Annotated in this window: 22 protein-coding genes, 4 tRNA genes and 2 pseudogenes; 12 read left to right on the forward strand and 16 right to left on the reverse strand. The window is 43.5% G+C overall.

What is annotated here, in order from left to right; translation table 11 throughout:
* Positions 1–137: 137 nt before the first annotated feature.
* Positions 138–995, reverse strand: a complete 858-nt coding sequence (locus FTV48_RS00960; protein ID WP_005094077.1) for an energy transducer TonB — start codon at positions 993–995, stop codon at positions 138–140.
* Positions 996–1,256: 261 nt separating this feature from the next.
* Here FTV48_RS00960 and FTV48_RS00965 point away from each other — a divergent pair, with 261 nt between their 5' ends.
* The 3 genes from FTV48_RS00965 to FTV48_RS00975 all read left to right on the forward strand — a co-directional run bounded on the left by FTV48_RS00965 (position 1,257) and on the right by FTV48_RS00975 (position 3,481).
* A complete protein-coding gene (locus tag FTV48_RS00965; protein WP_005094079.1) occupies positions 1,257–1,943 on the forward strand; it encodes a hypothetical protein in 687 nt (228 codons plus the stop codon).
* Positions 1,944–2,133: 190 nt separating this feature from the next.
* Complete coding sequence (locus FTV48_RS00970) at positions 2,134–2,817, forward strand: DUF3108 domain-containing protein (protein ID WP_370982144.1); 684 nt, start codon at positions 2,134–2,136, stop codon at positions 2,815–2,817.
* An 88-nt stretch (positions 2,818–2,905) separates the two neighbouring features.
* Complete coding sequence (locus tag FTV48_RS00975; protein ID WP_005094083.1) at positions 2,906–3,481, forward strand: xanthine phosphoribosyltransferase; 576 nt, start codon at positions 2,906–2,908, stop codon at positions 3,479–3,481.
* 310 nt (positions 3,482–3,791) lie between these two features.
* On the opposite strand, the gene FTV48_RS00980 is transcribed toward FTV48_RS00975, so the two are convergent.
* The 3 genes from FTV48_RS00980 to FTV48_RS00990 all read right to left on the reverse strand — a co-directional run bounded on the left by FTV48_RS00980 (position 3,792) and on the right by FTV48_RS00990 (position 6,114).
* Positions 3,792–4,454 (reverse strand): hypothetical protein, encoded by a 663-nt coding sequence (locus tag FTV48_RS00980; RefSeq protein ID WP_034608358.1) that lies wholly within the window; start codon positions 4,452–4,454, stop codon positions 3,792–3,794.
* An 83-nt stretch (positions 4,455–4,537) separates the two neighbouring features.
* Positions 4,538–5,743: a CsgG/HfaB family protein gene (locus FTV48_RS00985; RefSeq protein ID WP_179999135.1), complete on the reverse strand. Its 1,206-nt coding sequence runs from the start codon at positions 5,741–5,743 to the stop codon at positions 4,538–4,540.
* Positions 5,737–6,114: a hypothetical protein gene (locus FTV48_RS00990; protein ID WP_005094089.1), complete on the reverse strand. Its 378-nt coding sequence runs from the start codon at positions 6,112–6,114 to the stop codon at positions 5,737–5,739. The genes FTV48_RS00985 and FTV48_RS00990 overlap by 7 nt, the downstream gene beginning before the upstream one ends.
* Positions 6,115–6,983: 869 nt before the next feature.
* On the opposite strand from FTV48_RS00990, the gene FTV48_RS00995 reads away from it, so the two are divergent.
* On the forward strand, positions 6,984–7,424 hold the full coding sequence (locus tag FTV48_RS00995) for a hypothetical protein (protein ID WP_179999137.1): 441 nt from the start codon (positions 6,984–6,986) through the stop codon (positions 7,422–7,424).
* Between the two features lie 53 nt (positions 7,425–7,477).
* On the opposite strand, the gene wrbA is transcribed toward FTV48_RS00995, so the two are convergent.
* A complete protein-coding gene (gene wrbA, locus FTV48_RS01000; protein ID WP_074383568.1) occupies positions 7,478–8,074 on the reverse strand; it encodes an NAD(P)H:quinone oxidoreductase in 597 nt (198 codons plus the stop codon).
* Positions 8,075–8,188: 114 nt separating this feature from the next.
* Between wrbA and FTV48_RS01005 the strand changes: the two genes are divergently transcribed.
* Positions 8,189–9,436, forward strand: coding sequence for a YihY family inner membrane protein (locus FTV48_RS01005; protein WP_005168686.1), 1,248 nt, complete (start codon positions 8,189–8,191; stop codon positions 9,434–9,436).
* A 30-nt stretch (positions 9,437–9,466) separates the two neighbouring features.
* Here FTV48_RS01005 and yddG read toward each other — a convergent pair whose 3' ends face one another.
* The 4 genes and pseudogenes from yddG to FTV48_RS01025 all read right to left on the reverse strand — a co-directional run bounded on the left by yddG (position 9,467) and on the right by FTV48_RS01025 (position 12,625).
* Positions 9,467–10,354 (reverse strand): aromatic amino acid DMT transporter YddG, encoded by an 888-nt coding sequence (gene yddG / locus FTV48_RS01010; protein ID WP_179999139.1) that lies wholly within the window; start codon positions 10,352–10,354, stop codon positions 9,467–9,469.
* A pseudogene (locus tag FTV48_RS01015) lies at positions 10,351–11,288 on the reverse strand (DMT family transporter). The gene yddG and the pseudogene FTV48_RS01015 overlap by 4 nt, the downstream one beginning before the upstream one ends.
* A gap of 155 nt (positions 11,289–11,443) precedes the next feature.
* Positions 11,444–12,085 carry a fumarylacetoacetate hydrolase family protein gene (locus tag FTV48_RS01020; protein WP_005094098.1) on the reverse strand — a complete coding sequence of 214 codons (642 nt, stop codon included), beginning with the start codon at positions 12,083–12,085 and terminating at the stop codon, positions 11,444–11,446.
* 42 nt (positions 12,086–12,127) lie between these two features.
* A complete protein-coding gene (locus tag FTV48_RS01025; RefSeq protein ID WP_179999141.1) occupies positions 12,128–12,625 on the reverse strand; it encodes a YcxB family protein in 498 nt (165 codons plus the stop codon).
* 160 nt (positions 12,626–12,785) lie between these two features.
* Between FTV48_RS01025 and FTV48_RS01030 the strand changes: the two genes are divergently transcribed.
* Positions 12,786–14,084: an SRPBCC family protein gene (locus FTV48_RS01030; RefSeq protein ID WP_159516275.1), complete on the forward strand. Its 1,299-nt coding sequence runs from the start codon at positions 12,786–12,788 to the stop codon at positions 14,082–14,084.
* A 105-nt stretch (positions 14,085–14,189) separates the two neighbouring features.
* Here the strand turns inward: FTV48_RS01030 and FTV48_RS01035 are convergent.
* The 4 genes from FTV48_RS01035 to FTV48_RS01050 all read right to left on the reverse strand — a co-directional run bounded on the left by FTV48_RS01035 (position 14,190) and on the right by FTV48_RS01050 (position 14,869).
* Positions 14,190–14,266 (reverse strand) — tRNA-Arg (locus FTV48_RS01035).
* 295 nt (positions 14,267–14,561) lie between these two features.
* Positions 14,562–14,638: transfer RNA gene (locus FTV48_RS01040), tRNA-Arg, on the reverse strand.
* Positions 14,639–14,686: 48 nt separating this feature from the next.
* Positions 14,687–14,763 (reverse strand) — tRNA-Arg (locus tag FTV48_RS01045).
* 16 nt (positions 14,764–14,779) lie between these two features.
* Positions 14,780–14,869, reverse strand: a tRNA-Ser gene (locus FTV48_RS01050).
* A gap of 263 nt (positions 14,870–15,132) precedes the next feature.
* Here FTV48_RS01050 and rnr point away from each other — a divergent pair.
* From rnr to FTV48_RS01080, 6 genes and pseudogenes are all read left to right on the forward strand, one after another.
* Entirely contained in the window at positions 15,133–17,580 is a 2,448-nt protein-coding gene (gene rnr, locus FTV48_RS01055) for a ribonuclease R (protein WP_074383572.1), read from the forward strand.
* Between the two features lie 79 nt (positions 17,581–17,659).
* The gene (locus FTV48_RS01060; RefSeq protein ID WP_253602676.1) at positions 17,660–18,130 is read left to right on the forward strand and encodes a hypothetical protein; all 471 of its coding nucleotides are present in this window, start codon (positions 17,660–17,662) and stop codon (positions 18,128–18,130) included.
* 139 nt (positions 18,131–18,269) lie between these two features.
* Positions 18,270–20,324 (forward strand): M3 family metallopeptidase, encoded by a 2,055-nt coding sequence (locus FTV48_RS01065; RefSeq protein ID WP_171294114.1) that lies wholly within the window; start codon positions 18,270–18,272, stop codon positions 20,322–20,324.
* A 40-nt stretch (positions 20,325–20,364) separates the two neighbouring features.
* On the forward strand, positions 20,365–20,574 hold the full coding sequence (locus tag FTV48_RS01070) for a YheV family putative zinc ribbon protein (protein ID WP_171063315.1): 210 nt from the start codon (positions 20,365–20,367) through the stop codon (positions 20,572–20,574).
* 18 nt (positions 20,575–20,592) lie between these two features.
* The gene (locus FTV48_RS01075) at positions 20,593–21,027 is read left to right on the forward strand and encodes a hypothetical protein (RefSeq protein ID WP_159138624.1); all 435 of its coding nucleotides are present in this window, start codon (positions 20,593–20,595) and stop codon (positions 21,025–21,027) included.
* A gap of 53 nt (positions 21,028–21,080) precedes the next feature.
* Positions 21,081–21,727: pseudogene (locus tag FTV48_RS01080) on the forward strand (DMT family transporter).
* A gap of 59 nt (positions 21,728–21,786) precedes the next feature.
* On the opposite strand, the gene FTV48_RS01085 reads toward FTV48_RS01080, so the two are convergent.
* From FTV48_RS01085 to FTV48_RS01095, 3 genes are all read right to left on the reverse strand, one after another.
* Positions 21,787–24,069, reverse strand: coding sequence for a TRAP transporter large permease subunit (locus FTV48_RS01085; protein ID WP_179999143.1), 2,283 nt, complete (start codon positions 24,067–24,069; stop codon positions 21,787–21,789).
* 197 nt (positions 24,070–24,266) lie between these two features.
* On the reverse strand, positions 24,267–24,839 hold the full coding sequence (gene rrtA, locus FTV48_RS01090; RefSeq protein ID WP_005094122.1) for a rhombosortase: 573 nt from the start codon (positions 24,837–24,839) through the stop codon (positions 24,267–24,269).
* A gap of 67 nt (positions 24,840–24,906) precedes the next feature.
* Positions 24,907–25,947 carry a hypothetical protein gene (locus tag FTV48_RS01095; protein WP_005094123.1) on the reverse strand — a complete coding sequence of 347 codons (1,041 nt, stop codon included), beginning with the start codon at positions 25,945–25,947 and terminating at the stop codon, positions 24,907–24,909.
* Positions 25,948–26,009 lie beyond the last annotated feature (62 nt).

Genomic DNA, 26,009 nt, shown 5'->3' on the forward strand with positions numbered 1-26,009 from the left:
TTTAATGCTTTATATTCGCTCTTCCTCTAGGAGATGAGAATCCTCAGAATATATTCTGAGTTCGCAAGGGAGAGGTTCTAATACCTGTTAAAACCCCTCTCTAACTCTCTCCCAAAGGGAGAGAGAACTAGAATGAATTAACGTACTTCAAACTCTGCTTCAGCCGGATCAAAACGCCAGGTTCGGATAATCCGCAATTCAGAAATTTCCTTCATTTTGGCATCAAACGCACCAAATGGCGCCGCTTTACGTACAGAAGATTTCGCAGCCTCATCCAGCATGGCATGTCCTGAACTGTCAATTAATCGGATGGCACGAATCCCTCCATTCTGATTCAGGATCACCATCAGACGAACTTCACCTGCCAGATTCTGCTGCTTGGCAGCTTCCGGATAATACTGATTGCCATAAAACTCTACTTTCTGACGGAACTTTTCCAGATAGGCTGCGGAGACATCCTGCTTGGATTGAATACCATCCACAGTTTTAATTTTTTGCTGACGACTAAAATTTTGCTGACGCTGTAAATATTGCGCTTCCAGACTGGCCACCATGGCTGCTTTGGCCTGAAACTGGCTTTGTAACTGCTCCTGCATTTTTTTACGCTGATTTTCTTCTGCCTGTTTTTGCCAGCTCAAGGTGGTCATCAGCACTTTTTCTTCAAAACTGAGTTCCTGTTTCTGTTGCAGCAGATCCGGACTTTCTTGTTGTTCTTCCCCTGCCTTCTGCTCTAACAAAGGAGATGGCATATCACTCGACATCCGATGCGCTTCTCGAAACTTGCCAGACCCTTGCTGGTCTGTCTGGGCCAGAAAATCAGCGTGTTCAATTTTTTCATCTGTTTGTCGCAAGCTGACTGCAATTTCTTTAGTGCTGGTCTCCCGATCTTGCGGCATACCAAATTCCAGTGTCAATACGATCAAATGCAGAATGCCTGCGGTGAGCACGGCACTGCTAAACACTGGATCTTTCCACCAGGTTCTGACCAGAGGCATTAATATCATTGTTTATCACATTACCCAAACTCAGTCCTGAGTTCAGTTCCCCAAAAAAGTATTTTAAAGATTAAAAACAAACAAATTGGGCATTTCTATTTTAAAAATGCCAAATCCATCAAATCTTCAACGTTACATAACTAAAACTATAAAAATGGTGCTATTTATTTTGCTAAACTTCAAGCTTGAATACTTGTATTTTTCATACAATTCGACAAGATACACTTCGAGTCAAAAATAAAGTTGCTAGGATGCTTCAATATGCAAACGCTAATTTCCAATATTTCCAACCGAATCCGCCAAGTGTATCAGAGGGCGGAAGGATTTATTGAGGATGAGCGTGAATTCCCTTTATCGCAAGTCTTCTTAAATGCAACTTTTCAACGCTTTGTCACCGACAATGTCGATGCACTGAAAGACTTACACGCAGACCTGCATGAAGACTGGCTGCGTCTCTACGCGACACTAGACTATAAAGGCCTGAATATCACTTTGTCGGTAGACTTGAAGCTGGTTCAGATGGAACTGAATAAGACCACCCAGCTGATTGTATTCGAGCAAATCAGTGATACACAGCTTATTGACGCCAAATATCCAAATCTGTTGTATAAGCTTGGGGTGCGTTTTGCCCTGTTCTTCTATCAACGCATCTTGAACAAAGATCCATTGGGCATGATTCTGGAAAAACTTGGCGTTATTAAAGTCATTGATGACTTGCTGTATCTGGACTTGAACCGCTGGTTAGGCAAAAACCGTTCGATTATTGATACTCTAGGAAAAGTTCATGTGAATCATGCAGTGCTTCGCGAAGCTGAACTGGTGGTGATTGGTAATGTGAATCTGGCAGCCCTGTTTAGGAAACTTTCTCAAGACAGAGAGGAAAATTGGGATGAAGACGAAATGGACGATAACCTGGTGACCCCGATCAAACAGAAAGATCCGTCTTGAATACTATTCAATCTCGTTTTTTGAACTTTTGTTGAAAAAAACTACATGAAAGATACATTTTTGCTAGAAATATCCCTTAAATTTCCATATTTTGCCTAAAGAATAAAAGCTACAACAAGTAAGATATTTTGCCCGTTTAACCAATATAGGAAAATGACTAATGGTGAAGACTGTATTTAAGACTTTAGCGATGACCACAGGTCTAAGCGGTGCAATACTGTTGACTGGTATTTCTAGCCAGGCTTTTGCCATGACGCCTTTCCAAGCCAATTATCAATTTAGCTATAATGGCAAGAATATGGGTTCTGCCACCCGTACTCTGAGTAAATCCGGCAATAACTGGACTTACGTCTTTGCTGCAAAAGCCGGTGGTATTGCTTCAGCAACTGAAACCAGCCGTTTCACCTTTAATAACGGCAAGATTGGCTCCAGCAGTTTCAGTCGTAGCAGTAAAATCCTGGTACATAACAACACCATGAGTATTAACTTTAATCCTTCCAGCAAAACCATCAATACCAGAAAAGATGATGAAAAGCGTTCTTTTGCCTGGAGAGCCGATGTTCTGGATGAACTGAATGCGGAATTACAAATTCGTGAAGATCTAAAAAATGGTGGCTTAAAATCGAATTATTATCTTGCTGATGCTAAAGAGGTCGAAGGCCGTAAGTTTGTTCGACAAGGTTCAGAAACGGTCAGTACCAAATATGGTTCTTTTAATACCATCAAGGTGGTGATGAAGCATAGCAAGCCGGGTCGTGAAACCATCTTCTGGCTGGCACCGAAACTTGACTATCTGCCAGTCAAAGTTTCGCATGTAGACAAGAAAACCTCTTATGGTTTGCTATTAACTGACTATAAAGGTGCAAGCAACTAAGATTTTGGCGAATTTCACTTGATTTTTTCCGGGTGCTTTTTACAATACGCTTTTGCTTGAAAAAGCACCTGCTCTTGAGGATTCTCCCGTGCATGCACTAGAACAGAAAATCTTGGCCGAAGGCATCGTTCTCTCTGAAGAAGTTTTGAAAGTGGATTCTTTCTTAAACCACCAGATTGACCCAGTCATGATGCAATTAATTGGTCAAGAATTTGCGCGTCTGTTTAAGGATGCTGGTATCACCAAAATTATTACGATTGAAGCATCAGGTATTGCACCTGCAGTGATGGCAGGTTTAGAACTTGGTGTACCTGTCATCTTTGCACGTAAATACCAGTCTTTGACCCTGAAAGATGATTTATACCGCTCTAAAGTGTTTTCATTTACCAAACAGACTGAAAGCACCATCGCGATTTCAAATAAACACATCAGCTCAACCGACAAGGTTTTAGTGATTGATGACTTCCTGGCGAATGGTCAGGCGGCGCTGGGTCTGGCCGATCTGATTCATCAGGCAAACGCAGAAGTGGTCGGTATTGGTATTGTGATTGAAAAATCATTCCAGCCTGGTCGCGACTTGCTGCTTGAAAAAGGCTACCGTGTGGAGTCACTGGCACGCGTAAAATCTTTGGCAAATGGCACAGTTGAATTTGTTCGCGACTAAGCTCGACAATCAATTTTAAAAGAGCGCTTATGCGCTCTTTTTTATTTTGTCTATCTGATGAAATAAATTAAAAATATTCAAAGCTCGACTCTAGTTCAATCTAATGTGTTATTCATGATTCCTGACTTGATCCTAGATAAATGGCTTACTTTTAAATTCGAAGTGATTAAACCTCTAAAATAGATCGTGTCATAAAATAAATAATTTTTCTATCCGATGAATAAACAACCAGTTATAGCAATTTTATTATAAGATAAAGAGGTCTAACTATCTGCAAATAATTAGACCTCTGTTCACCTTGAACAAGAGTTTATTTAACCGTCACAGTAATACTGCCGCTATTTACAGCACCGATAGCGGTAGTTGTGATGCTATTGTTAATAGCAGTTTGAGTTCCTTCTGCAATCGCATTGACAGAGGCATCAATGGTACCCGCATTATAGGCAATGTTCGCGACACTATAATTGCTTAAAGTTTCATTGATCTGCTCACTATAGTTGGTAGACAGTGATGAACTTACAACTTCCGAGAGATCTGAACTATCCGCAACCTCGGATAACTCTTCTAAGGTTTCAGAATTATTCGTTGCACTGGTGACTTGACTGAAATCATAGTCATATGTTTCATCTGATACGTCTGATATCACCTGATTGAAGCTGCCTTGCTCAATCGTGATACTACCTGTGTTCGCTGCACCAATTGCAGTAGTTTCAATTGTCCCTTCAATTGAACTAATCGCATCTGGTACTTCTCTTACTGCTCCTGCAAGTGCTTCTAAATCAACGCTTGCATCAACATCACCTGTATTCACTGCCAGATTCAGCGCAGAACCATTTTCAACCTGCTGAGAAATAGAATCCAGAGTAGCTTGTAAACCGGTATCTACTTCCACATTGGTTTCTTGAGCATATGCCATCCCCGCACTAGACAGAAAGGCGACGGATAATGCGACTGTTTTGATCGTGTTTTTCATCATTGTTCTTCCTACTGTTATTTTGAAGTACCTCTCGCTAAGTACTTCTTCTGACAATGGGAGCGAGCCCATTTTCAAATCTTTTAATCACGTTGAATATTTGACCAGTAATTCTCCACTACCTCTGGATTGGCATCCCATAAACTGGATGACTTCTCCTCAGCTTGTTCTTTGTTGGCTTGTTCTTGAACATCTTTTTTGTCATTTATTTTGCTTGTCGGAGATGGGCGCTTAGTCTTACTAATATATTTAATCAGTTCCTGTTTGCTCATTTCAGGCTCGGCTTCAGGATTCTGAATCACCTCAGATTCTTTCTGCTTAGGCGGCTTGGTATCTTTGCTGGGTGAATTGGTCGACTTGTTTTTTTCATTGGATGAATCTGCCTGACGTGAGGCCGATTCCTGAACAGGGTTGCTGGAATCGGTACTGATTTGTTGCTGATTTTTCTTATATTTATGCAAGGCAACAGAACTGCGAGTAAGATCTAAGCGACCAAATTCAGGTGGAATTTCCGCACGGCAACTTGCAAACACTGCCGGTGGCACGACCTGACTGAGTAATTCAAAAGTGGCCAGGTTCAACATTTGGCGTAAGGCAAAATTAGTCGCCTCTCGTTCTCCCTTGCCAATTTGAATATTTAACAGTGTACGACCCGCGAACCTGCCTGCACTAAGACCATAATCCTGTGCAGCAATCTGCTTTTGCAAAGAAACATTACCCACCACTTTACTACTGCGGGTATCGGTCAGAGATAAATCCAAACCGACCATAATACGGGTTTGACTGTAATTTGGGCCAACTCCGGCAATTTGCATGTCAAAACCCCCACCCGGAATAAAATCCAGACTGTTAATACTGCCGGTGACATAATAATCGGAGGCCTGAATTTGCCTTGGATCACGAATCCCCCACTTGGCTTCACTTTCGATAATCCGGGGATCACGTCGGTTCATTAAACTGACGCCCGCCTGAAACAAGGCAGACTGCACCATATCTCCCGCACCCTGGGTCACCATTTTGCCACTTCCGCCATTGGTGACTACGTCTTTACCGGTTTGATCCAGAATCGCGCCAACAGAAAAACTCACATCACTACGCAGTTGCCCTTTGAGGCAGGAGAGCGCCATATCAAAAGGGGTAAAAATATCGGTAATGGGTGGTCCTTGCACCAGACTAACTGCTTTCTTGTTTGAGGGAGCTAAACCTGTACAACCTGTTAGAAACGAGCTAAAAAAAACAGGAATACTCAGAGAAAATATATATTTTCGGGTTAAGGAGAAACTCAGCATAGCGACTCTCCTGATTGAGTACTTAAATTAGGACAGCGCTGAGCGTTTTGATTGGTATTTGAATTGACAGGTGCTTCATTGAGTAATTCACTCGAAATATCGATGTTGTTGTCTGAACCTTCGACATTGATATTGTTGGTGGGTGTATTTACGGTACCTATAGAGGTGGTTGAGGTACTGTAAATAGTGGTTCTACCTAATCCAGAATAATAATCGGACTCCTTGAGCTCGATCAGATTGGCTTGAACTAGATTTTCATTGGAGCGGGCACTTGATGATTTCCAACGCTGCGTCCACTCATCAGATGTGGCATAAGCATTGTTTAAAAAACAAAAACATAATAAACCCAGATTGATGACTAATATTCTCATAATCTTAATATCCTCTGATCTAAGATATTTATTTAATTCTTGGGTTGAGTAAGATTAAATTTATCTGAAAAATATTAAATCACATAAAAAAATGAAAAGTAGAATCCAGCATTATTCACATATTTATTTATATTGATTAAAAAACCCATATATTTGTTTTTATTTATAATAATTATTTTTGTTATATTTTGTGATTTGTAAGAAATCATTATATCGAAAATATATGAATATAATAATCATCTAAAAAACTTGATTAAAATAATATATTTTTTATCTTGTCAATAATAAATAAATTATCTAATCACGACCCAAATTATTATTTATTTTAATTTTAAAAATCTGTAAATTTTTATTTTATTAGAACTTCTCATTAATAATAATAAATATCACACTTTATTAAAAATACAATTAATCAATGAGAATGAAAACCACTTATAAAAAAATGCCGATTTTAAGCTGTTTTTTTGATAAAAAATGCCAAATAGCTTTAATGAATCCTTTCTGTTTGCAAGCTTTTGAGAGCAGCCAGCAAACCGTCAGCTGCTTTGAATATAAAGAAATGGCCAATCAGGCCTGTGTATAGATAGAGTACTGAGGAAGAAAAACCTCCAAAATCTTATAGTGTCCTGCATGATCGAAATAATTCAAAAATGACTCACGCAGATAAAAATAAATATATTTACAGCTGAAATACAATGTTTGAGCGTTAATTCAACTAGAATCAGGAAGGTAGGAAATGCTCCTGACCTCAGGATTCAGCATGTATATATGCTGTTGCAGCATATTATGAAGAGCTGCTGATCTAGAGAAAATTGCATCTCCTCCATAAACTTAAAACAAGTGAATACCAATCCTTGATGGAAAAACCTATGCAATGTCCTAAATGTGGTTCCACTGACATCGAACAGCGTGATCACGAACAGAATTTAAAGAAAATTGGTGGCATTCTCATGAGCTCGGCAGGTGCTACTGCGGGTACAGTCGGTGGTGCTGCTTCTGGCGCATCCGTTGGCGCAGCGATTGGTACTGTTGCTGGCCCCTTAGGTGTAATTTTAGGTGGGACAGTGGGTACTTTTGTCGGGGCAATCAGTGTTGGCATTACCGGTGGCGTAATAGGGAATTTCCTCGGCAAAAAAGCCGGGATTTCCGTCGACCGTAATTTATTCTTGGATTATCAATGTTTAAAATGCAAACATAGATTTATTCAAAAAGATCAAAAAGATCAAAAAGATCAAAAAGATCAAAAAGATCAAAAAGATCAAAAAGATCAAAAAGATCAAAAAGATCAAAAAGATCAAAAAGAAGATTAATATCATGAAGGAAATGAAGTGAGTGAGTTCTTCATTTCCTTGTGAGTTAATGCTTAAGACTGATTGAGTTTTAAAGCCACTTCAGCCAGTCGTTTGCCCTGTACTTCGCACAAAACTTTTTCATCTGGGCTTAAACCCTGATCATGCCGTGGGCCACTGACATGACTGGCACCGTACGGCGTACCGCCAGTCTTGGTATTGGACAAGGCAGCTGTAGCATTACTGAGCCCCATAATCATCATACCGTGGTGGAATAATGGTGGCAGCATAGTCAACAAGGTACTTTCCTGTCCGCCATGCATGGAGCCCGATGCGGTAAAGACACAAGCCGGCTTACCATGCAACGCGCCATTCAGCCATAGACTGGTGGTCTGATCCCAAAAGTATTTCATTTCTGAGGCCATATTGCCAAAACGGGTCGGTGAACCTAAGGCCAAGCCAGAACACTGGGCCAAATCCTCTAAACTGCAATAAATATCCCCTTCTGCCGGGATACTCGGCTCGGCTATGGTTACGACGCTAGAAATATTCGGGACAGTCCGAATTTTTACCGCCATTCCTGCCGATTCAACGCCATTGGCTATCAGATGTGCCATTTCTTTCGTTGAGCCATATTTACTGTAATATAAAACAAGAATATAAGGTTGCATGAGGCTTCTTATTCATTACTTAAAAAAATAAAACTATACGATATTCTGTAACTTTTTTGGTTAAGCTAATGGATGAAAATTCATGATGATTAAAAAAATTGAGATTGGATGCACATGATTGTTGAGTATTTAAAAAAGTTACCCTTTTATGAGAAACACTGGTTTCAGTTTATTTTATTCGTACTTCGACGCTTTGAAGCAGACCGTTGTCGTGAGCAAGCCGGTTCTCTGACCTATACTACGCTTTTCGCAGTCGTGCCGATGTTGACGGTTTTCTTGGTCATTATTTCATCGATTAAAGCCTTAGAGCCTGCACGACAACAATTGCAACAGCTGATCTACAGTAACTTTCTACCCAAAACCACGATTGCCTTTGATAAAGCGCTGAATGCCTTTACCGATAAATCCAGTAATTTAACCGTGATTGGTATCCTGTTTTTATTCATTACGACCGTATTGATGCTCACCAGTATCGAAACGGCCTTTAACCGAATTTGGCGAGTGACTCAGACCCGAGGTGGAATTATCGGGTTTATGCGCTACTGGACTATCATTTCGCTGGGACCGATTTTACTGGGTAGTGCCTTCGTCATTTCATCAACCGTGGCTTCCATGAGTGTCCTCAGCAATAACTTTGCCGGGTATGAACTTAATGGTGCTTTTGTCCTCTGGGCCATTTCCTTTTCTCTGACCGTACTCGGATTTTTCATTCTCAACTGGACCATCCCCAATCGCAGTGTGCCACTCAAGTCTGCATTTATTGCCGGCCTGTTTAGTGCAGTGGTGTTTGAGCTGCTTAAAAACCTGTTCGGTTTTGTGATGTCAAACTTTACCAGTTATGAGATTGTCTATGGTGCATTCGCCGCTGTGCCGATCTTTCTACTGTGGATTTATTTATCCTGGAATATTGTCTTACTCGGCGTTGAGATCAGTTATGCCCTGACGGCCTTTGAATCTGGTCAGGATCATAAACGTCACCCAATCATCATGCTGCTGGATCTATTAGAGCTGTTTCATAAAAAGCAAAAAACTGGTGAGAGCATTAGTGAAGCAGAAGCATTAGATGCTTTGGGTCGTGATGAAATTGGTCGCTGGCCAAACTATGTGAGCATGTTTGAAAAACAAAATCTGATCAAACGTACCGATGACAATGAATATGTCTTGGTACGTGATCTGGATCAGGTGAGTTTTTGGGACTTTTATCTGCAACTTCCTTATCCATTGCCACGTAAGCATCACTTCACCGAGGCACATACCGAGGAAATCTGGATGCAGAAATTCTCGCCTAAGCTACAGGAAACCGATCAATATCTGGAAGAAAAGCTGAGTTTTCCACTTTCCGAATTGTTCCGGAATAAATAATCCTAAATCCTCTCGCTTGAGAGGATTTTTTTAAGTTGTTTGCGTAGACTTCCAGCAGACGATCGCACCTGCGGTCACCAAAGCAGTACCAATCCAAAAACTCAGCTCGGGTCGAATATCCAGAATCAGCATCGACATAACTGAAGACAGAATTGGCATAAAATAGGTGGCCAAAATCAGTACCTTGATATTGCCGTACTGCATGCTCTGATTCCAGTTACTATAAGCAATCCCGATCAGACTGCCTACTATGGCGATTTCCAGCCAGAGCTTCAATGAAGGCATCCTGAAAGGCTCATCCAAGCCCAGATGTAAGCCCCATAACGCAATGACGGCGACCACAAAAAAAATCGGTACGCCGTTTTGTCCACGACCATATTTTCTGGTCAGAATGCAATAACATGGCCATAACAAGGCACCGATAAAAGCAAAGCCATAAGCCCAAGGATTTTCAGCTAAAACCTGCATAAGTTTCGATAGATTGGTAATTTCAGGATTGACCACCAACATCAGACCGACTACAGCAAGCAAAAATCCTGGAATGACCCAAAGACGCGCCTGCAATTGCCGGGCAAATATCGAAAAGACAATCATCAAGGGTGGCCAGAGATAATTAATCATCGCAATCAGCATCACCTGTTCACGGTGATCCGACCAGGCAACTGCAACAAGAAATAGAATTTCATAAGCAACGAACAAAGCCCCACACCCCAATAGATAGCGCTTCGACATTTGCCTGATTTTAGGAAATCCAATCAATGCCAGAATCGCCAGACTACTAAAACTGTAAATCAGGGCAATCCCCTGCACCGGACTGGTAGATTCGGTAATCAATTTGACCACAGCCACCAGACTGGCCCAGATCAGAATGGAAGACAGGCCAATCCAGGTGGCCAGTTTCATCGACCAGACGTTCATGTTTGCTCTTGAGGATTGTTCGTTGTATTCGGTTTTTTCAGCCATCCCTGCAAGCTCACCAGAATCACGCCCAGCATGGCCATACAGGTTCCAACAATAAAATTCAGTTCGATCTGTTCATCCAGAATCAGTACCCCAAACAGCATGCCAAATACAGGCGTTAAAAAAGAAAATACGCCCAAACGTGAAGCCAGATAATGTTTCAGCATCCAGAACCAGATCAAATAACTGGCAAAGGAAATCAGCACGGTATGAAAGATCAGACTGGAAATAGACAGGGTCGTCCATTGAATGGTTGCTTGCCCACTAAAAAAGGCCAAGGGTAGCAATAATATGCCGCCCATCAATAATTGATAGAATAAGGTCTGGGTGGCAGGTGCTTCAGCCAGTCGGCTCAGACGTACACTGACAGTGGTGGCTGCCCAGAATATACCTCCGAGTAAGGCCAGAAAATCTCCCCACAAAGCATCGGTTTGTAAAGTAGAGCTTGTCTGTGGTCTGAGTAAAAAACTGACCACAATCCCGCTAAATGCCACGAAGATACCGCCCCATTGCACACGCGACAAACGCTCTGCCGGCAATTTCCAGTGCAGACCCAATGCGACAAAAATCGGCGCAGTATAAAGCAAAACAATGGTATGCGAAGCTGAGGTATAGCGTAGTGCTTCCCCAATCAGATAAAACTCGGTTGCGAACAGTATTCCGACCAGCAATCCTGCAGGCAAATAGCGGGTGCTCAAAAGCTGACGGCGCACGCTCTGCTGAATCAGGGGATACACCATGATCGCAGACAAGGCTGAACGCAAGGCAATTTGCATCAAGACTGAAATATCACTGGCCGCCCATTTCAGCACGACCTGTTGTAGCCCCACAACATACATAATACAAACATGATGGCAGATGCTTTGGCATCTAGCGCCTGACGTTGCTTCACCCCTACTCCTGTGACCGCTTTAAAGTGCCCACTATAATCTTCTCTGCGGTAAAACAATACTTTTCTATTATTTTGCCAGCGCTGTAAATATTTTAAAACTCGATAAAAAAGGACTGCGTTCGCAGTCCTTTCAATCAAAAAATAAACCGTTCAGCTTATTTAACCCAAGTCGTCCAGATATAATCCTGAGACTGGCCTTTCAGGATCATTTTTAACTGATCGCCTGCATGCAATGCCGCCACACCTGCGGGTGTACCCGTCATCACCACATCACCTTCTTCTAAAGTGAATACCTGGCTAATATCTGCCAGTAAAGTCGCGATATCAAAAATCAATAAAGCGGTATCGCCTTTTTGACGCAGTTCTTCATTCACCTCCAAAGTGTAATGCACATCTTGCCAGTCCGCGACCACATCATTCACAGGAATCCAGTCTGACAACAGACACGAACCATCAAAGGCTTTGGCACGTTCCCAAGGCTGGCCTTTTTTCTTGAGTTCATCCTGCAAGTCACGCAGGGTCAAGTCCAGACCTAAAGTCACCGCACCCACCGCTTGCAGTGCTTTTACAGGATCATTTTCTTTGCTTAAAGTCCGGTCAATACGCAAACTGAGTTCACATTCATAGTGGCAGTTGCCCCACTCCGGATTCCATTCAATCCCTGCATCAAGCGAGCCTAAGGCACTCGGTGGCTTAATAAATAAGACCGGACGATCAGGGATCGCATTTCCGAGTTCTTTGGCATGATCGGCATAACTGCGACCAACGCAGACAATTTTGGATGGGCGTGTACTCATGATCAAAACTTTCCTTTATTTGTCTTTATATCGATCTCTGGATTATTTTTTAAATGTATTCTCAAAAATGTTTTGCTCAGTCGCATCTTTAAAGGCACGTTTTGGCACAATGATGACGGTACGGTTTTTCAGTTCTAGCATATAGGTCAGTTTGCCGGCAGCAAAATTCTGCACCTCACTATACGCTACCAGCTTGCTACGCTCATTATTAAAAATCTCCGCATAGTCCTGATACAGATCAAGGCCTTGTTCACTCTTACCAAACTGATATTTGACGAACTGGCGTTTAAACATCATCGGCAGAAACCAGTAACGCATGATGCCTTGCAGGATCAGGAAGAATGCCCCCAAAGCCACGTAATAGCGTCCTACCCCGTCAAAGCCCATCGAAAAGCCCCAAAGGATAATCCCGATACTGACCAGAGGCGTCAGAAAACGTGAAATCTGCTTTTTGCCAAAAGTCGCCAAGGCAAAACCATCCTGAGATTCTTCTAAAGTCAGAAAATAACGGGTCGATAAAGTCGGTGCTGACTCAGTCATAGCATCACATCAAAAAAATAAAATCTTGCCCAATACTATAGCAAAATATGCACAATGCTTATGGCCTGACGCATCAATTACATAACTTTGCTTTGGAAAAACGTGTATTTAGTTTTAAATAAACAGCAATTAAAACAAAAAATATGCAACAGGATGTTGAATGAAAGGATTCAAGCAATGTATTGCAATCGGTATCTGTTCGGGTCTGTCTACTCTATCACTGGCCAAGATCATTCCCTGGGATGCAGAATTACCCAGTAGCCTGAGTGCTTATCCGGGCAATGCCCAACAATTGGCAGAATTAACAGGCGAAAGGATTCTGATTTATGCGCATCCGGTGACTAAAACCCAGCTTCCTACCTTAAACAGTAAGGCCACCAGCAAGGTACAATTTTATAGTGCCGCCGTGGTTTTGCCTATGGCTGAAACACAGGTCGAGAAATTGCTACAGCATTATCCGGATTATGTTGGCCTGTTTCCGACTTTAAAGTCAGCCAAAATTCTAGAACAGCAAGGTTCGATTCAGCAGGTCAAATATCAGGTGCATATCCCCACACCAATTCCGATATTGAACTTCAAAGAAACCGTGGTGATGCAGCATCATCTGGGCAATAACAGCATCAGCACTTTAATTATTGATGCACCCATTCCTTATGGCGCGGGAAAACTGGAATGGTTCGCGCTTGATCCGCACAGAACTCTGGTGACAGTGACCCAGTGGGGCGACCTGAACCAGCCTAAAGGTTTTCTATTCAGTAAAATTCTCAATGCCCTGCCTGAAGCCAAACTTGGCATTCCTCCCGGTACCAACGCATTTCTACTCGAAGCACTGCAACAGCGTTTTAAAACCAGTCATGCCACAACACTCACCGCCCCGACTCCACAACTGAAATTTAATTCACAACAGCTACAGAAGATTGCCCAGCTTAGTCAAAAATCCGGCCAACCAGTCAGTTTTATTTTGCCCAGCTATCAGATTAAAGAAGGAAAAGCGTCAGAAAATTTGAGATTTAGCAGCACCTATCAATACTTTCCGCATTCGGTAGACAAGCTACGACCGTGGTTGGCTGCACAAGCCAGTCAACAGCTTTTCCCGCGCCAGATCAAGAAAGTCGAACTTAACCCGATCAATACCCAAAGTGTAGATGCCAACTATAAAGTTTCAGTGGGCTTAGGCGTGATTCAGATTCCATTTAACTTCAAGATGCGTTTTTACCAGCCCGATCCCTTGCAGAATCAGTTCAATGCCAATGGTGGCGACTTAAAGTTTGTCAAAGGCAGCATGAAGCTATTGCCGCAATCACAAGGTAATCTGTTCCAAATCACCAGCAGCATGAAGATTCATGATCAAGCACCGTTTTTATTAAGGGCCATGCGCAGTCTGCCCTATCACGATGTATTACCTGCGGTGGGTGGCAATACCGTCTATGCACTCAAGGTACAGCAAAAATTAAGATAATCAACGAATCGGTAGTTATTGGTTTTTTATATGAAAAAGCGTTAAATATCACAGACGTAAAAAAACCGCATCAATGTGCGGTTTTTTCAGAATTCTTATCAAGATTGGTGCGCTCAGAGAGATTCGAACTCCCGACCCCTTAGTTCGTAGCCAAGTGCTCTATCCAGCTGAGCTATGAGCGCGACGTCTTGATGGGGTGCATTATACGGCTTTTTTAAGGCTTGTTAAGTGTTTTTTAATAAAAGCACAACTGAATGTATAGTAATTAAACGATACAGCAGTATTTACAGTTTTCTGTGAGAATTTCTGCACATTTAGAGCTAAAAACAATTAATACCATCCGGACTTTGACGCTGCATTCAATGTGGCGACAAGCTCCATTTCATCCTGATGAAAAGTACACAGCAAATACCGAGAAAGATGTTCCCAAATTTCAGGCACAAAAAAACCGCTATGAAAGCGGTTGATTGTTCAAGTTGGTGCGCTCAGAGAGATTCGAACTCCCGACCCCTTAGTTCGTAGCCAAGTGCTCTATCCAGCTGAGCTATGAGCGCGTAACTTGTGTGCCTAGGTTGGCAATACGTTTTTCTGCTTAACTTACTTGGTGCGCTCAGAGAGATTCGAACTCCCGACCCCTTAGTTCGTAGCCAAGTGCTCTATCCAGCTGAGCTATGAGCGCGCGACATAAGTAAGCGTGGCGGTGAGAGAGGGATTCGAACCCTCGATACAGTTACCCGTATGCGTCCTTAGCAGGGACGTGGTTTCAGCCACTCACCCATCTCACCGTAACGTGCGGCCATAATACAAATTTCGGCATGGCACTGCAAGCGCAGCATCGAAAAAAAGTGCATATTTTTGCTCGTTTAAATACTTTTTAAGCAATTCAACGATTTTTCGTACATTTTCCTGCTCAAAAAACCGAATAAATTTCCAGTTATCTAAAATGAACAGAAAATTGAAAACTTAAATGGATTATTGCAATCATTTACGTGCAGTCTGCGCACACATGTTTTATGCTAAACCTATCTCCTAAGATAAATTTAAAGACATGATGAAAAACTGGGTCGATCCTGAAGCAAAAGCTGAAGCCGAACGTTATGACAACCCTATCCCAAGCCGTACGCTAATTTTAGAAACCATAGAAAAAAATAATGCCCAGTCTCATGCCGACCTGGTAGAACATTTCGAAATCGCAGATCAAAAAAGTATTGATGCTCTCAGCCATCGTTTAATTGCGATGGTGCGTGACGGGCAATTGATGAAAGATGGTTATAAATTCCAGATTGCCGTCGAGCAGCCTGAATCCGAAGCGACGGTTTATATCAATTCCCGCGGGATGGGAACTGCCAACATTTCTGGCCAGGACGATCTCTTACTGGCTGAGCGTGAACTACGGCTGGTCTTTAATGGCGACCGTGTCAAAGTACGTCAAACTTCAGTAGACCGTAAAGGTAAAGCCTGGGGTTATGTGACTGAAGTTGTGCAGCACCGCGTTAAGCAGATCATTGGTAAAGTTTCCCTATATGAAGGTGAATACTTTGTTCAACCTGCCAGCCCAAATGCGCATCAGCCCATTACTCTTGAAAAAGAACTGATTGAACATGCGCAAGTCAATCTGGGTGATTCGATTCGCGTGGCGATTGATACTTATCCGACCCGTGAAGAATTTGCGACCGGTCATATTGTCCAGTCCATGGCAGATAAAGCCGATACCGAAATCATCATTCCACAAACCATTTTAGAATATGGTTTGCCCTATGAATTCCCGGAAGAAGTGATTCAGGATGCAGAAAGCTTTAAAGAACCAACAGAGAAAGACCGTGAAGGTCGTGTGGATCTGCGTGATTTAGCTTTGGTCACTATTGATGGTGAAGATGCACGTGACTTTGATGATGCAGTATATGCTGAAAAACGTCCGGGCGGTGGCTATCGCGTGGTCGTAGCGATTGCCGATGTCAGTCATTATGTACGTACAGGCAAACCGCTGGACGATGAAGCTCAGGAACGCGGAACTTCTGTCTACTTCCCGCACTTTGTTTTACCAATGCTGCCTGAAGCCTTGTCGAATGGCTTGTGTTCTTTAAATCCGGCTGTTGATCGTCTCTGTATGGTCTGTGATTTAAAACTGTCACGTGCCGGTCGTGTTACCGGTTTTGAGTTCTATCCATCCGTGATGCACTCTAAAGCACGTTTGACTTATGATCAGGTTGCCCAATATCTGGAAGGCGACAGTCAGGCCATTACCGAAGATCGCGAAGTTCGCAAGTCGATCAACACCCTGTTCCAACTCTATCAGGTTCTGAAAGGCTTACGTGCTGAACGTCATGCCATGGAATTTGAAACCGTTGAAACGTATATGACTTTTGATGAGCTGGGCGGAATTAAAGAGATTTTGCCGCGTAGCCGTAATGATGCGCATAAGCTGATTGAAGAATGTATGTTGCTGGCCAACGTGGCAGCCGCAGAATATGCATTGAAAAATGAAATTCCGATGTTGTACCGCGTACATGAGCCACCTGAGTTCTCGCGTATTCAAAAAGTCCGTGATTTCGTCAAGCTGCTTGGTTTGAAATTCCCGGAGCAACCGACCCAAGCAGATTATCAGGCGGTGATTGAAGCGACCAAAGACCGCATAGATGCACCAAGCATTCATGCGGTGTTATTACGCTCCATGATGCAGGCTTATTACGGCCCTAACAATGCGGGGCACTACGGTCTGGCTTATGAGGCGTACACACATTTCACTTCGCCAATTCGACGTTATCCAGACCTGTTATTGCATCGTGCCATTAAAGCGCATTTAAATAAAAAGCCATCTCCGCTTTCAGGTGGAGCTTTAGATGAAGCAGGAACACATTTCTCTGCCACTGAACGCCGTGCCGATGAAGCCTCTCGCTCGGTGACGACCTGGTTGAAATGTCATTATATGCAGCAGCATCTGGGCGAAGAATTTGTTGGCATCATTAGTGCGACAGCAGAGTTTGGCCTGTTTGTGACGCTAAAAGACCTGTATGTGGATGGTATGGTGCATGTCAGCCAGTTGGGCGATGACTTCTTTGTCTTTGATCAAGTCAGCCAGAATCTGGTCGGCCAGAATCGTGGTCAGGTCTTTGGTCTGGGCGATGAAGTCAAGATCAAGGTGGCTGGCGTCAATCTGGAAGAGCGCAAGATCGACTTTGAACTGGTACAGCAACTCAGTCATGCCGGCCGTGCGATCCGTGCTCGTGCGCCGCGCGTGAGCGAGAAAAAACCGGCAGTACGTCCAGCAGCAACAGAAGAGGTTTTTAGCAAGAATGAGCGCGAGTCTAAATCCAGCCTGAATGCCGATGGAGAACAGCCCATACGACGCAAAAAAGCCAAAGGAAAACCCAGCTCTTACAACAGCAAGTCTGTTAAAAAATCTGCAGCAAAGCCTGAAGCAAAGGCTAAAGATAAAGTAAAGAAAAAGACCAAGATCAAAAAGAAAAAGTCGAATGCAAAAGCCAAGACTGAATAATTTTTGACAGTATAAAAAGAGCGCTACGGCGCTCTTTTTTATTTATAATCAAAATATTAAAATAGGAAAAATTATAAGAATGAATACCATAACTATTTTTACTTTGATCATTTCTTTAATGGCTTTGCTTGTGACTTATGCCGTATTTAAATCTGATCAGCAACCACAAATTATAGTTTTTGCTCTTCCGTATTACGGTAAGCAATCTTTCATTCAACTACAGATAAAGAATATAGGAAAATCCATTGCCTATAATGTACAAATATCGAGTGATCAACCCATTCCTAAACGGGCCTTCGGAATTAAAAAATTAAATGCTTCAAAAGATTATTTTGATAGCGGTATTTTCAAACATGGAGTCAAAGTATTTCCACCCAATCAGAGCTATATATACGATTGGGGACAATACGGCGGCCTCAGAGAGGCTTTAGATAATAATCCTATCACCATGAAAGTCACGTATTGGTATCAGCACCCTTTAAACTTATGGAAAACTCAAATCACTGATATTTCCATCATCGATATAAATGAACTAGAAGCCTTACCCTGATCTGATGGTGGATTTATTGAACAGCTTCAAAATATTAATAAAGAATTGAAAATATTAAATACAAAGCTAGAGAAAAAACTTTAACTACCTTGATTTCCCCCACCAAAGGCCCTACATCTAGACTGAATATAGAAAATTAATTTGGCAGACCGACATGACTTTAGAAAAGGCAACTTTGCCTGTTCCACAATTTGATCAGATTACCCTGGCCGATCTCAAAGAAAAAATTGAAACAACCATTCAAGCCGGACAAAAGTTTTTAAATGAACTGACTGACACGCCAGACTCGGTTCAGGCCCAACTTGAGATTCTGGAACAGGTCGATACCCTCGAAAATAATATGAGTGAATCCTGGGGCGTGTTATCGCATCTGAATGCCGTGATGAACAATGCCGAAACCCGTGACGTCTATCAAGCCTTATTACCGGGTCTGAGCGAATACTATACACAACTAGGTCAACATACGGCGCTGTATCAAACTTATCAGCATGTTCATGATGCATCAATTTTTAATGAATTACCTGCAGCCCAGCAAAGTGCCATCAAACTGGCCTTACGTGACTTCAAACTGTCTGGTGTGGCCTTAGAAGGCGAAGCGAAGAAACGTTATGCGGAAATTTCTGCACGTCTCTCACAACTGTCTTCGGACTTCTCCAACCATGTGCTGGATGCAACTCAGGCTTATTTCAGACCATTAGCTGAAGATGAGTTAGCGGGTCTCTCTGAAAGTAATATTGAGCTGTTAAAACAATATGGCCAGCAACGCGAGCTGGATCAGCCGGTCGCTACGCTAGATTTCCCGTCTTATCTGGCAATCATGACCCATGCGGAACATCGTGAACTGCGTGAAGAGCTGTATAAAGCCTATACCACGCGCGCTTCAGATCAGTCCGAGCAGACTGAATTTGACAATACCGCCTTAATTGAAGAAATCCTCAGCTTACGTCAGGAAATGGCCAAGCTGCTCGGCTTCAACAATTATGCAGAATTGTCTCTGGCCAGCAAAATGGCGCCAAGTGTAGAGGCAGTAGATGAATTCTTGCGTGATCTGGCAGAGCATGCCCGTGCGCCGGCAACCAAGGAAATTGCAGAACTAAAAGCCATTGCCGCTGAAGATGGTATTGATGAACTGAAACCTTGGGACAGCAGCTATTATTCAGAGAAGCTGAAAATGCAGCAGTTTAACCTGTCACAGGAGGCGCTGAAACCTTATTTCCCTGCACCAAAAATCCTGCAGGGCCTGTTCAGTATTGTCAATCGCCTGTATGACATTCAGGTGATTGAACGTGAAGCGCCGGTTTGGCATCCAGAGGCGCGTTATTTCGAACTGGAAGATCAAGGTCAGGTGATTGGCGGTTTCTATTTTGACCTGTATGCACGCCAAGGCAAACGTGGTGGTGCCTGGATGAGCGGTTTCCGTTCGCGCATGCAGACCCGTGATGGCCTGCAAAAACCGATCTGCTATATGGTGGGTAACTTTACTCCACCTGTTGGCAACCGACCTGCACTGCTCACGCATGATGAAGTGATTACCCTGTTCCATGAATTTGGTCACGGCCTGCATCATATGCTGACTGAAGTGGACAATATCGCAGTGGCAGGTACGCATGGCGTGGCTTGGGATGCCGTGGAGCTGCCAAGCCAGTTTATGGAATTCTGGGCTTGGGATCAGGACAGTCTGAATCTGCTCAGTGAACATATTGAAACCAAGGAATCTTTGCCGGCCGACCTGCTCAAAGCCCTGCTCGATGCACGTTTCTTCCAATCCGGCATGCAAACCCTGCGTCAGCTTGAATTTGCCTTGTTTGACTTGAGTATTCATCGTGCCAATCCGGCTTCAAATGCGGAACAGGTTCAGGCCACACTGAATGAAATTCGTGAAAAATATGCAGTTCTGCCCACCACTGACTATAATCGTTTCCAGCACAGCTTTAGTCATATCTTTGCCGGTGGTTATGCAGCGGGATATTATTCCTATAAATGGGCCGAAGTTTTGGCCAGTGATGCCTTCGACCGTTTCGAAAATGAAGGGATTTTTAATACCACCACTGGAAAACAGTTTCGGGAAAATATCCTCGCAGTTGGCGGAAAAGATCAAGCACTTGACGCATTTATCAATTTCCGCGGACGCGAGCCAAAAATAGATGCATTGCTACGTCATCAAGGTTGGACGAACCGCTCTAAAAACGCTTAAACTAGCTTTTTAAGTTGATCACAAGGTGAGTATGATGACCATTAAACGTCGTTTCATTGCAGGCGCAAAATGTCCAAAATGTCAGGCGTTAGATCGTGTCGTCATGCTGACCTCTGGTGAAGATGAGTGGATTGAATGTATCGAGTGTGGTTATGAAGAAAATCGTCCCACACATGTTGACCAACCAGAAACACCAGCTGTTCCAGATGAAATTGGCGTGATTCAGTTTAAACCTCGTTCAGCAAAATAAAAAATCAAGGTTCAAGCTATGTCAGTAGAACAAAGAAATAACCCCAAACTTTTAATGGGGATTATGGGGGCTTTAGTTACTGTCGTTGTATTGGTGCTGCTCTATCAATGGTTGAATGCACCCTCGAAGGAGACACAACGCATGCAACAGGAGGAAATCGCAGCTGTTCCGGCAACCACATCTACAGCGACAACTGAAGAAGATACAGATGCAAGCAATGCGACTGAGGCACTCGAGACCAAAGCATTAATCAGCGGCAGCCTGTTAAAAGCGCCAGTGCCGGAAAATGCTACTTTGGCCAATGAAGAGATGGCCAAATTAGCCGATATTCAAGTTCAGCTCAATGAGCAAAAAGCCACGCTAGATGCGCAGCACAGCGATGCTGACCAGCTCATTCAATTGAAAGAGGAACAGATCAAGCTACTCGAAGCACAACTGGCTCAAGGCCAATAATCTTGATGCATTTTGGCTAGAAGATCTGCAGATCTTCTAGCCAAATTGGCTCCCTGTCTACCACAGCCACCTCACCACTATTCAAAGCCATTATTTTACTGACCTGCTCTGCTTTTTTATTTTCAGTGATGGGCGTATGTATCCGTTATGCCTCACAAACGGTTGATCATGCTACTGTGGTTTTCTTCCGTAATGTGGTCGGGCTGTTTATTTTCCTGCCTTTCATTTTTAACCAAGGTCGCGGATTTTTTAACACTGAAAAACTGTGGATGCGCACCTGGCGTGCGGTGGTCGGTCTGATTACCATGTATGGCTTTTGTTACAGTTCGAGCGCTGACCAAAACCGAATCTCCAGAAAAAATCGTATTTTATTTCTGTTTGATTGGCAGCCTGATTTCAGTGATTCCGATGTTTTGGGTGTGGCGGCCCTATACTCTGACAGAACTTCAGCTATCTGATTACTGCCGGCATTCTAACCAATTTCAGTCAGTTATTGATGTCAAATGCTTACAAACTGGCGTCGGCAGGACAAATTGGCCCGGTGAATTATGTGGCGATTTTCTTTGCCGGCATATGGGGTTTTCTGTTCTGGCAGGAGGTTCCTGATCTATATAGCCTGATCGGATTAGGGTTGATTTTCTGCGCGATTCTGCTGTGTAGCCCAATCCTGCAAAAGCGCCTGAATTCATCTAAAATCTGAGCCAAGAATTCAGATTAAATTAAAAAAGTACCCGTAGGTGCTTTTTTAGTGTCTATCTTTTATGGATACCAACCGAACAGCTTAAAGACATAAGGCACATAGGCGATGATCAGCATTGCAGGCAGCAGCACAATCACCGGTAAAATCCAGCGTTCATAACGGTAGTAAAAAGACAGATGGCGTACTTCTGCATCCGCTTCAGCCACTTCGGCATTGCCAATGGATTGTCTGGCCAACAGATGGTTCAGTGCCACCGGTGGCGTCACATAGCCCAGTTCAAAGCCAATCAGGGTGATCATCCAGAAATGCACCGGATGAATGCCGTATTGATAAGCCACTGGAGCAACAGTCGCCGAGATCAGAATCACCGCACCAAACGGATCCATAATCATTCCGACAAAAATCATCAAGCCGACAATCAGGGAAATGACCAGAATAGTACTGCTGATATCGGTTGGAAACGCTTCCATAATTTCCATACGTTCCAGCAAGCCACCGACACTCACAGAAAGTGCCATCAGGATCACCAGCGCACCAATATGCCCCACGGTTTCACTGGTGGAGATATGCATTGACTTCCAGAAACCCACCTTGCGCAGGATTTCTGTAGCATTTGAACGCTTTACACCATGATCAACAGCCAATTCTTTATCTCGCTGCCCCGCATGCTCTGCTTCACGATATTCTACATTGGCCACGCTAGCAGCTGTCGCCAGTTCAGGGGTATTTCTCGAATGTAAGGTCGCATTCAAAGTCTCATCCCAATGACCGACCGGTGGCAACGGTGCCGGTTCATGACGTAATTTATCATATAAGACAATCATCAGCAGAATGACCGGCATCATCACAGGGGCGGTAAATTCATTCAGGTCTGTCGACAAAGCATATTTGTAGAATAGCCAGATCAGAATAAAAATCACGATATAAGGAATAATCGCAAGGAAGGCACGACCTGATTGAGGAGCTGCGATGGTTGGTGCGGCAATCCGGAATTTATTTTCTGCAAAGAATAAAGAAATTACCAGGAATAAAGTCGAGCTGAGCAGGAAGACATAAATCCCATAGTGATAGAGCAAATCAGTAGTTACTTCTTTATTCAGTGATGCTACCACGACGATCAGCAAGCATGGACGTAAGACCACACCCAGTGAACCGGACATTGCAGTGGCGGCCAGTGCAAACTGACGGCGTCCACCTGCATTCCAGACTTCCTTATAAATGATCGCACCTGCGGCAATCACGAAAATCCCTGATGCACCGGTATAGGCAGTCGGTAAGGCAGCGGCCAGCAGAATTAACCAGGTCAAGGTTTCAGGGGCCAGATTCCATGGACGCAGAATATTCAGGAACATATCCACGACCCGGGTCTGTTTCAGCAACATACCGGCCCAGATAAACAAGGCCAGATTCAGGAAAATACTGGAAAACTCGACCAGTTGCCCCAGATAAATCCCCTGTCCCATTGGATAATCCATAAAGAAAGTGAAATTTATTCCTGTAATAATGGCCATATAGGCATACAGTGGCACACTCAAAAAGGCCAGACCAAAACTACCGCCCTCACGCGTTGGTTTTGGTTGTTTAACCACCTGATATAAACTGATCAAGGTTAAGCTGCTAAACAGAATCATCCACAGCCAGTAGATGTATTTCATCTCGCCCATCGGTACGCCCGAGTTCAGCACAGACTGGTATTGACTGTAGGATGAGAATGCCAGAAAAGCATTACCCAGCAGCATGGCGACCGAATAGACTTTAAAATCGATACGTGTACTTGGACTACGCAGACCAATATGATGGGTTTTTAGGGTAGCACTGATCGCAGCGAATACCACCATGATGACCAAGAGCAAGGCCCGGTTCTCAGTGCCAAACTTGAATATTCCAAAGAAAGACGTTTCAAAGGCCCGATAAGCCCGAATACTCGGTTGTGCTTCGACATGTTGAATGGCTTTATCGTAGAACAGATAAGATTCTTCACAAACCTGCTGTGCCTGTAATACCGCAGCCCGGACATCCGCTTGCGAGCGCACGCCGAAGAAATCAGCATATTCATCGGCTGCATCGGCTTTCATCTGCTGCTGAACACGCTGATCGACATTGATATTGCGTTCACATTGTGGACGTGTCGGTTCAGCACGTAAAAATGAATATTGCATCCCGGTTGCCGGATCGCCATAGAGACGCTCCCCCATGCGCAGCAACTGGCCGTGAATCATTTCTCCAGTACCAATAATCAGTGTAAGCAAAAGCAAGACCAGCACCACGAAGGTCGAGATCCACTCTGTCCAGATATAACGCAACAGACCTAATCCTGATCTGTTTTGATCATCATTTTGCATGTATATTCCTATTTTTATTTTAGCGGCCTGTGTTTGTTCTAGGACGCTGATCTTCCCTTCTGTCCCCGAAAATTCCTTTTCAAAGGTCAGGATTTTTATTCTATGTTTTGACTCTGCATCAAAATCAGCACAATAAAAATGACAATTTATATTTTCTTTTTGTTTTTTCTGCCAAGTGCTTTATTCATTGCTTCACTTTAGCTATCCCGAAAATAGTTGCTGACAATATAGGCCAGCGCCAACATCACTCCCCAAATTACCCCGAGCAAATGTGCTTCGACCAAGACCGGACTGCCAATCAGCTGTGCAGTCCCGACATTGCCAATGGTATTTTCCCAGACCAGTTTGCCAAAGATCAAAAATAACACCAGTGCAGCAAAACTGCGTTCCCGCTTATACAGCAAATGTACACAGGCAACGGCAACATAGGCACCATGCAGCACACCCGACAAGCCAGCGTAGGCTTCAATATTGGGTAAGAAAAAATAAAAACTTAAACTGATCAAAGGTGGCAAGATCAGTAAAATGGCAGAAAAGTGCCATAGAATAGCGCGTGGAAAAATAAAAGGCAGACAGATAAAAGCGAGAATATTCAGGAAATAATGGGTCCACCCCACATGTACCCAATGTGCCGTCCACAGTCGCCAAAACTCACTGAGCAAACTCTCTTGCCAGTAGATGAAACTATCCTTGAAAATTTGCAGACATGCACAGAGAGAGACAAAAGCCGCTAGAAAAATAATTTTTCGTCGAACATGTTGATCTAGCATCAGCTTATGCTTCTCCCTAACCATCTAGTTTAATTTCATCCTTAAAATTCTATGCAGGCTATCTGGGTTACAGGTCTGCACTGAACAGGTCATCGAGTTCCGAAGAGCTGTCTGATTCATCCCAGAAACGTTGCATGCCATCATCGGCGCTGCGCACACCAGTATTTTCTGTCCAGTAACGATCTGAAATTCCACCGACCATAATCGCTGCCATACTGTCGATCAGCTTGAACTGTGGATTTACCGGCTTTTCCTCGGTACGGGCCTGCGCAAAGGTTTTTAAAGCATCGCGGATTTTGGCATCGTCACCACTGGCCTGTGCTGCTACAGCATATAAAGCATGCGATAAACGTACACCTTTTTGCTCACCAATTTGTGTAGATTGTTTTAATGTTTGGTAAGGATCAGGTTTACCATCGCTTGCACCTGGTAATAAAGTCCAGATCACAGCACGCGTAGCATTCGGTGCTCCCCAGAATTTGGCATTATCCAGACAGGTCATACCACGTTCGACCACAGCAGCGATATCTTTGGGTACATGCACTGCGCCGCCGGAATTAATATCATTGGTCATGGCTTGTAAACCGCTGAGCATGCCCAGCAGATAAACCGTTTGCTCCATATCGCTGTTCATGCGCGGGCATTCTTCACCCAAGGCTTTTTGATATTTTTTTTCATAACGGCTCTGGAACAATTGATAACCGGTATATTGACGCTGTGCCGCTAGAGCCGCCCAGCGCTTCTGCTCAATTCGCGCATCTTGGGCTTCCGCTACCTGGTTGGATTTTGAAGCACGCAAATAGCGTAACTCAGCTTCCAGCGCCTTTTGCTCGGCACAAATGCCGGCAGCCGAATACATCAATACGGCTACTCGCGTCGGATCCGCTCCCATTTCTTTGGTTGCCATGATGGCCGGAGTTAGAGAATTGCCTGAATTACAGACCATCTCGGCATCATCCATGGCTAAAATTGGCGGGACAATATGGTTTTCGGTAAAACCCAGTGCGACATTGGCACCGGTTTTAATGACATGGGAACACCCCGTTAATACTGTTGTTGTTATTGCAATGGTCGCCATACCTTGGCATATTTTACGGACGCCTGACATTTTCCTGTCCTCTATAATTGTGATTATGTCCATCTTTCTGTTAAAGATATCAGAAGCATTTT

Source organism: Acinetobacter sp. YH18001, from assembly GCF_013416975.1.
Lineage (GTDB): Bacteria > Pseudomonadota > Gammaproteobacteria > Pseudomonadales > Moraxellaceae > Acinetobacter > Acinetobacter pseudolwoffii.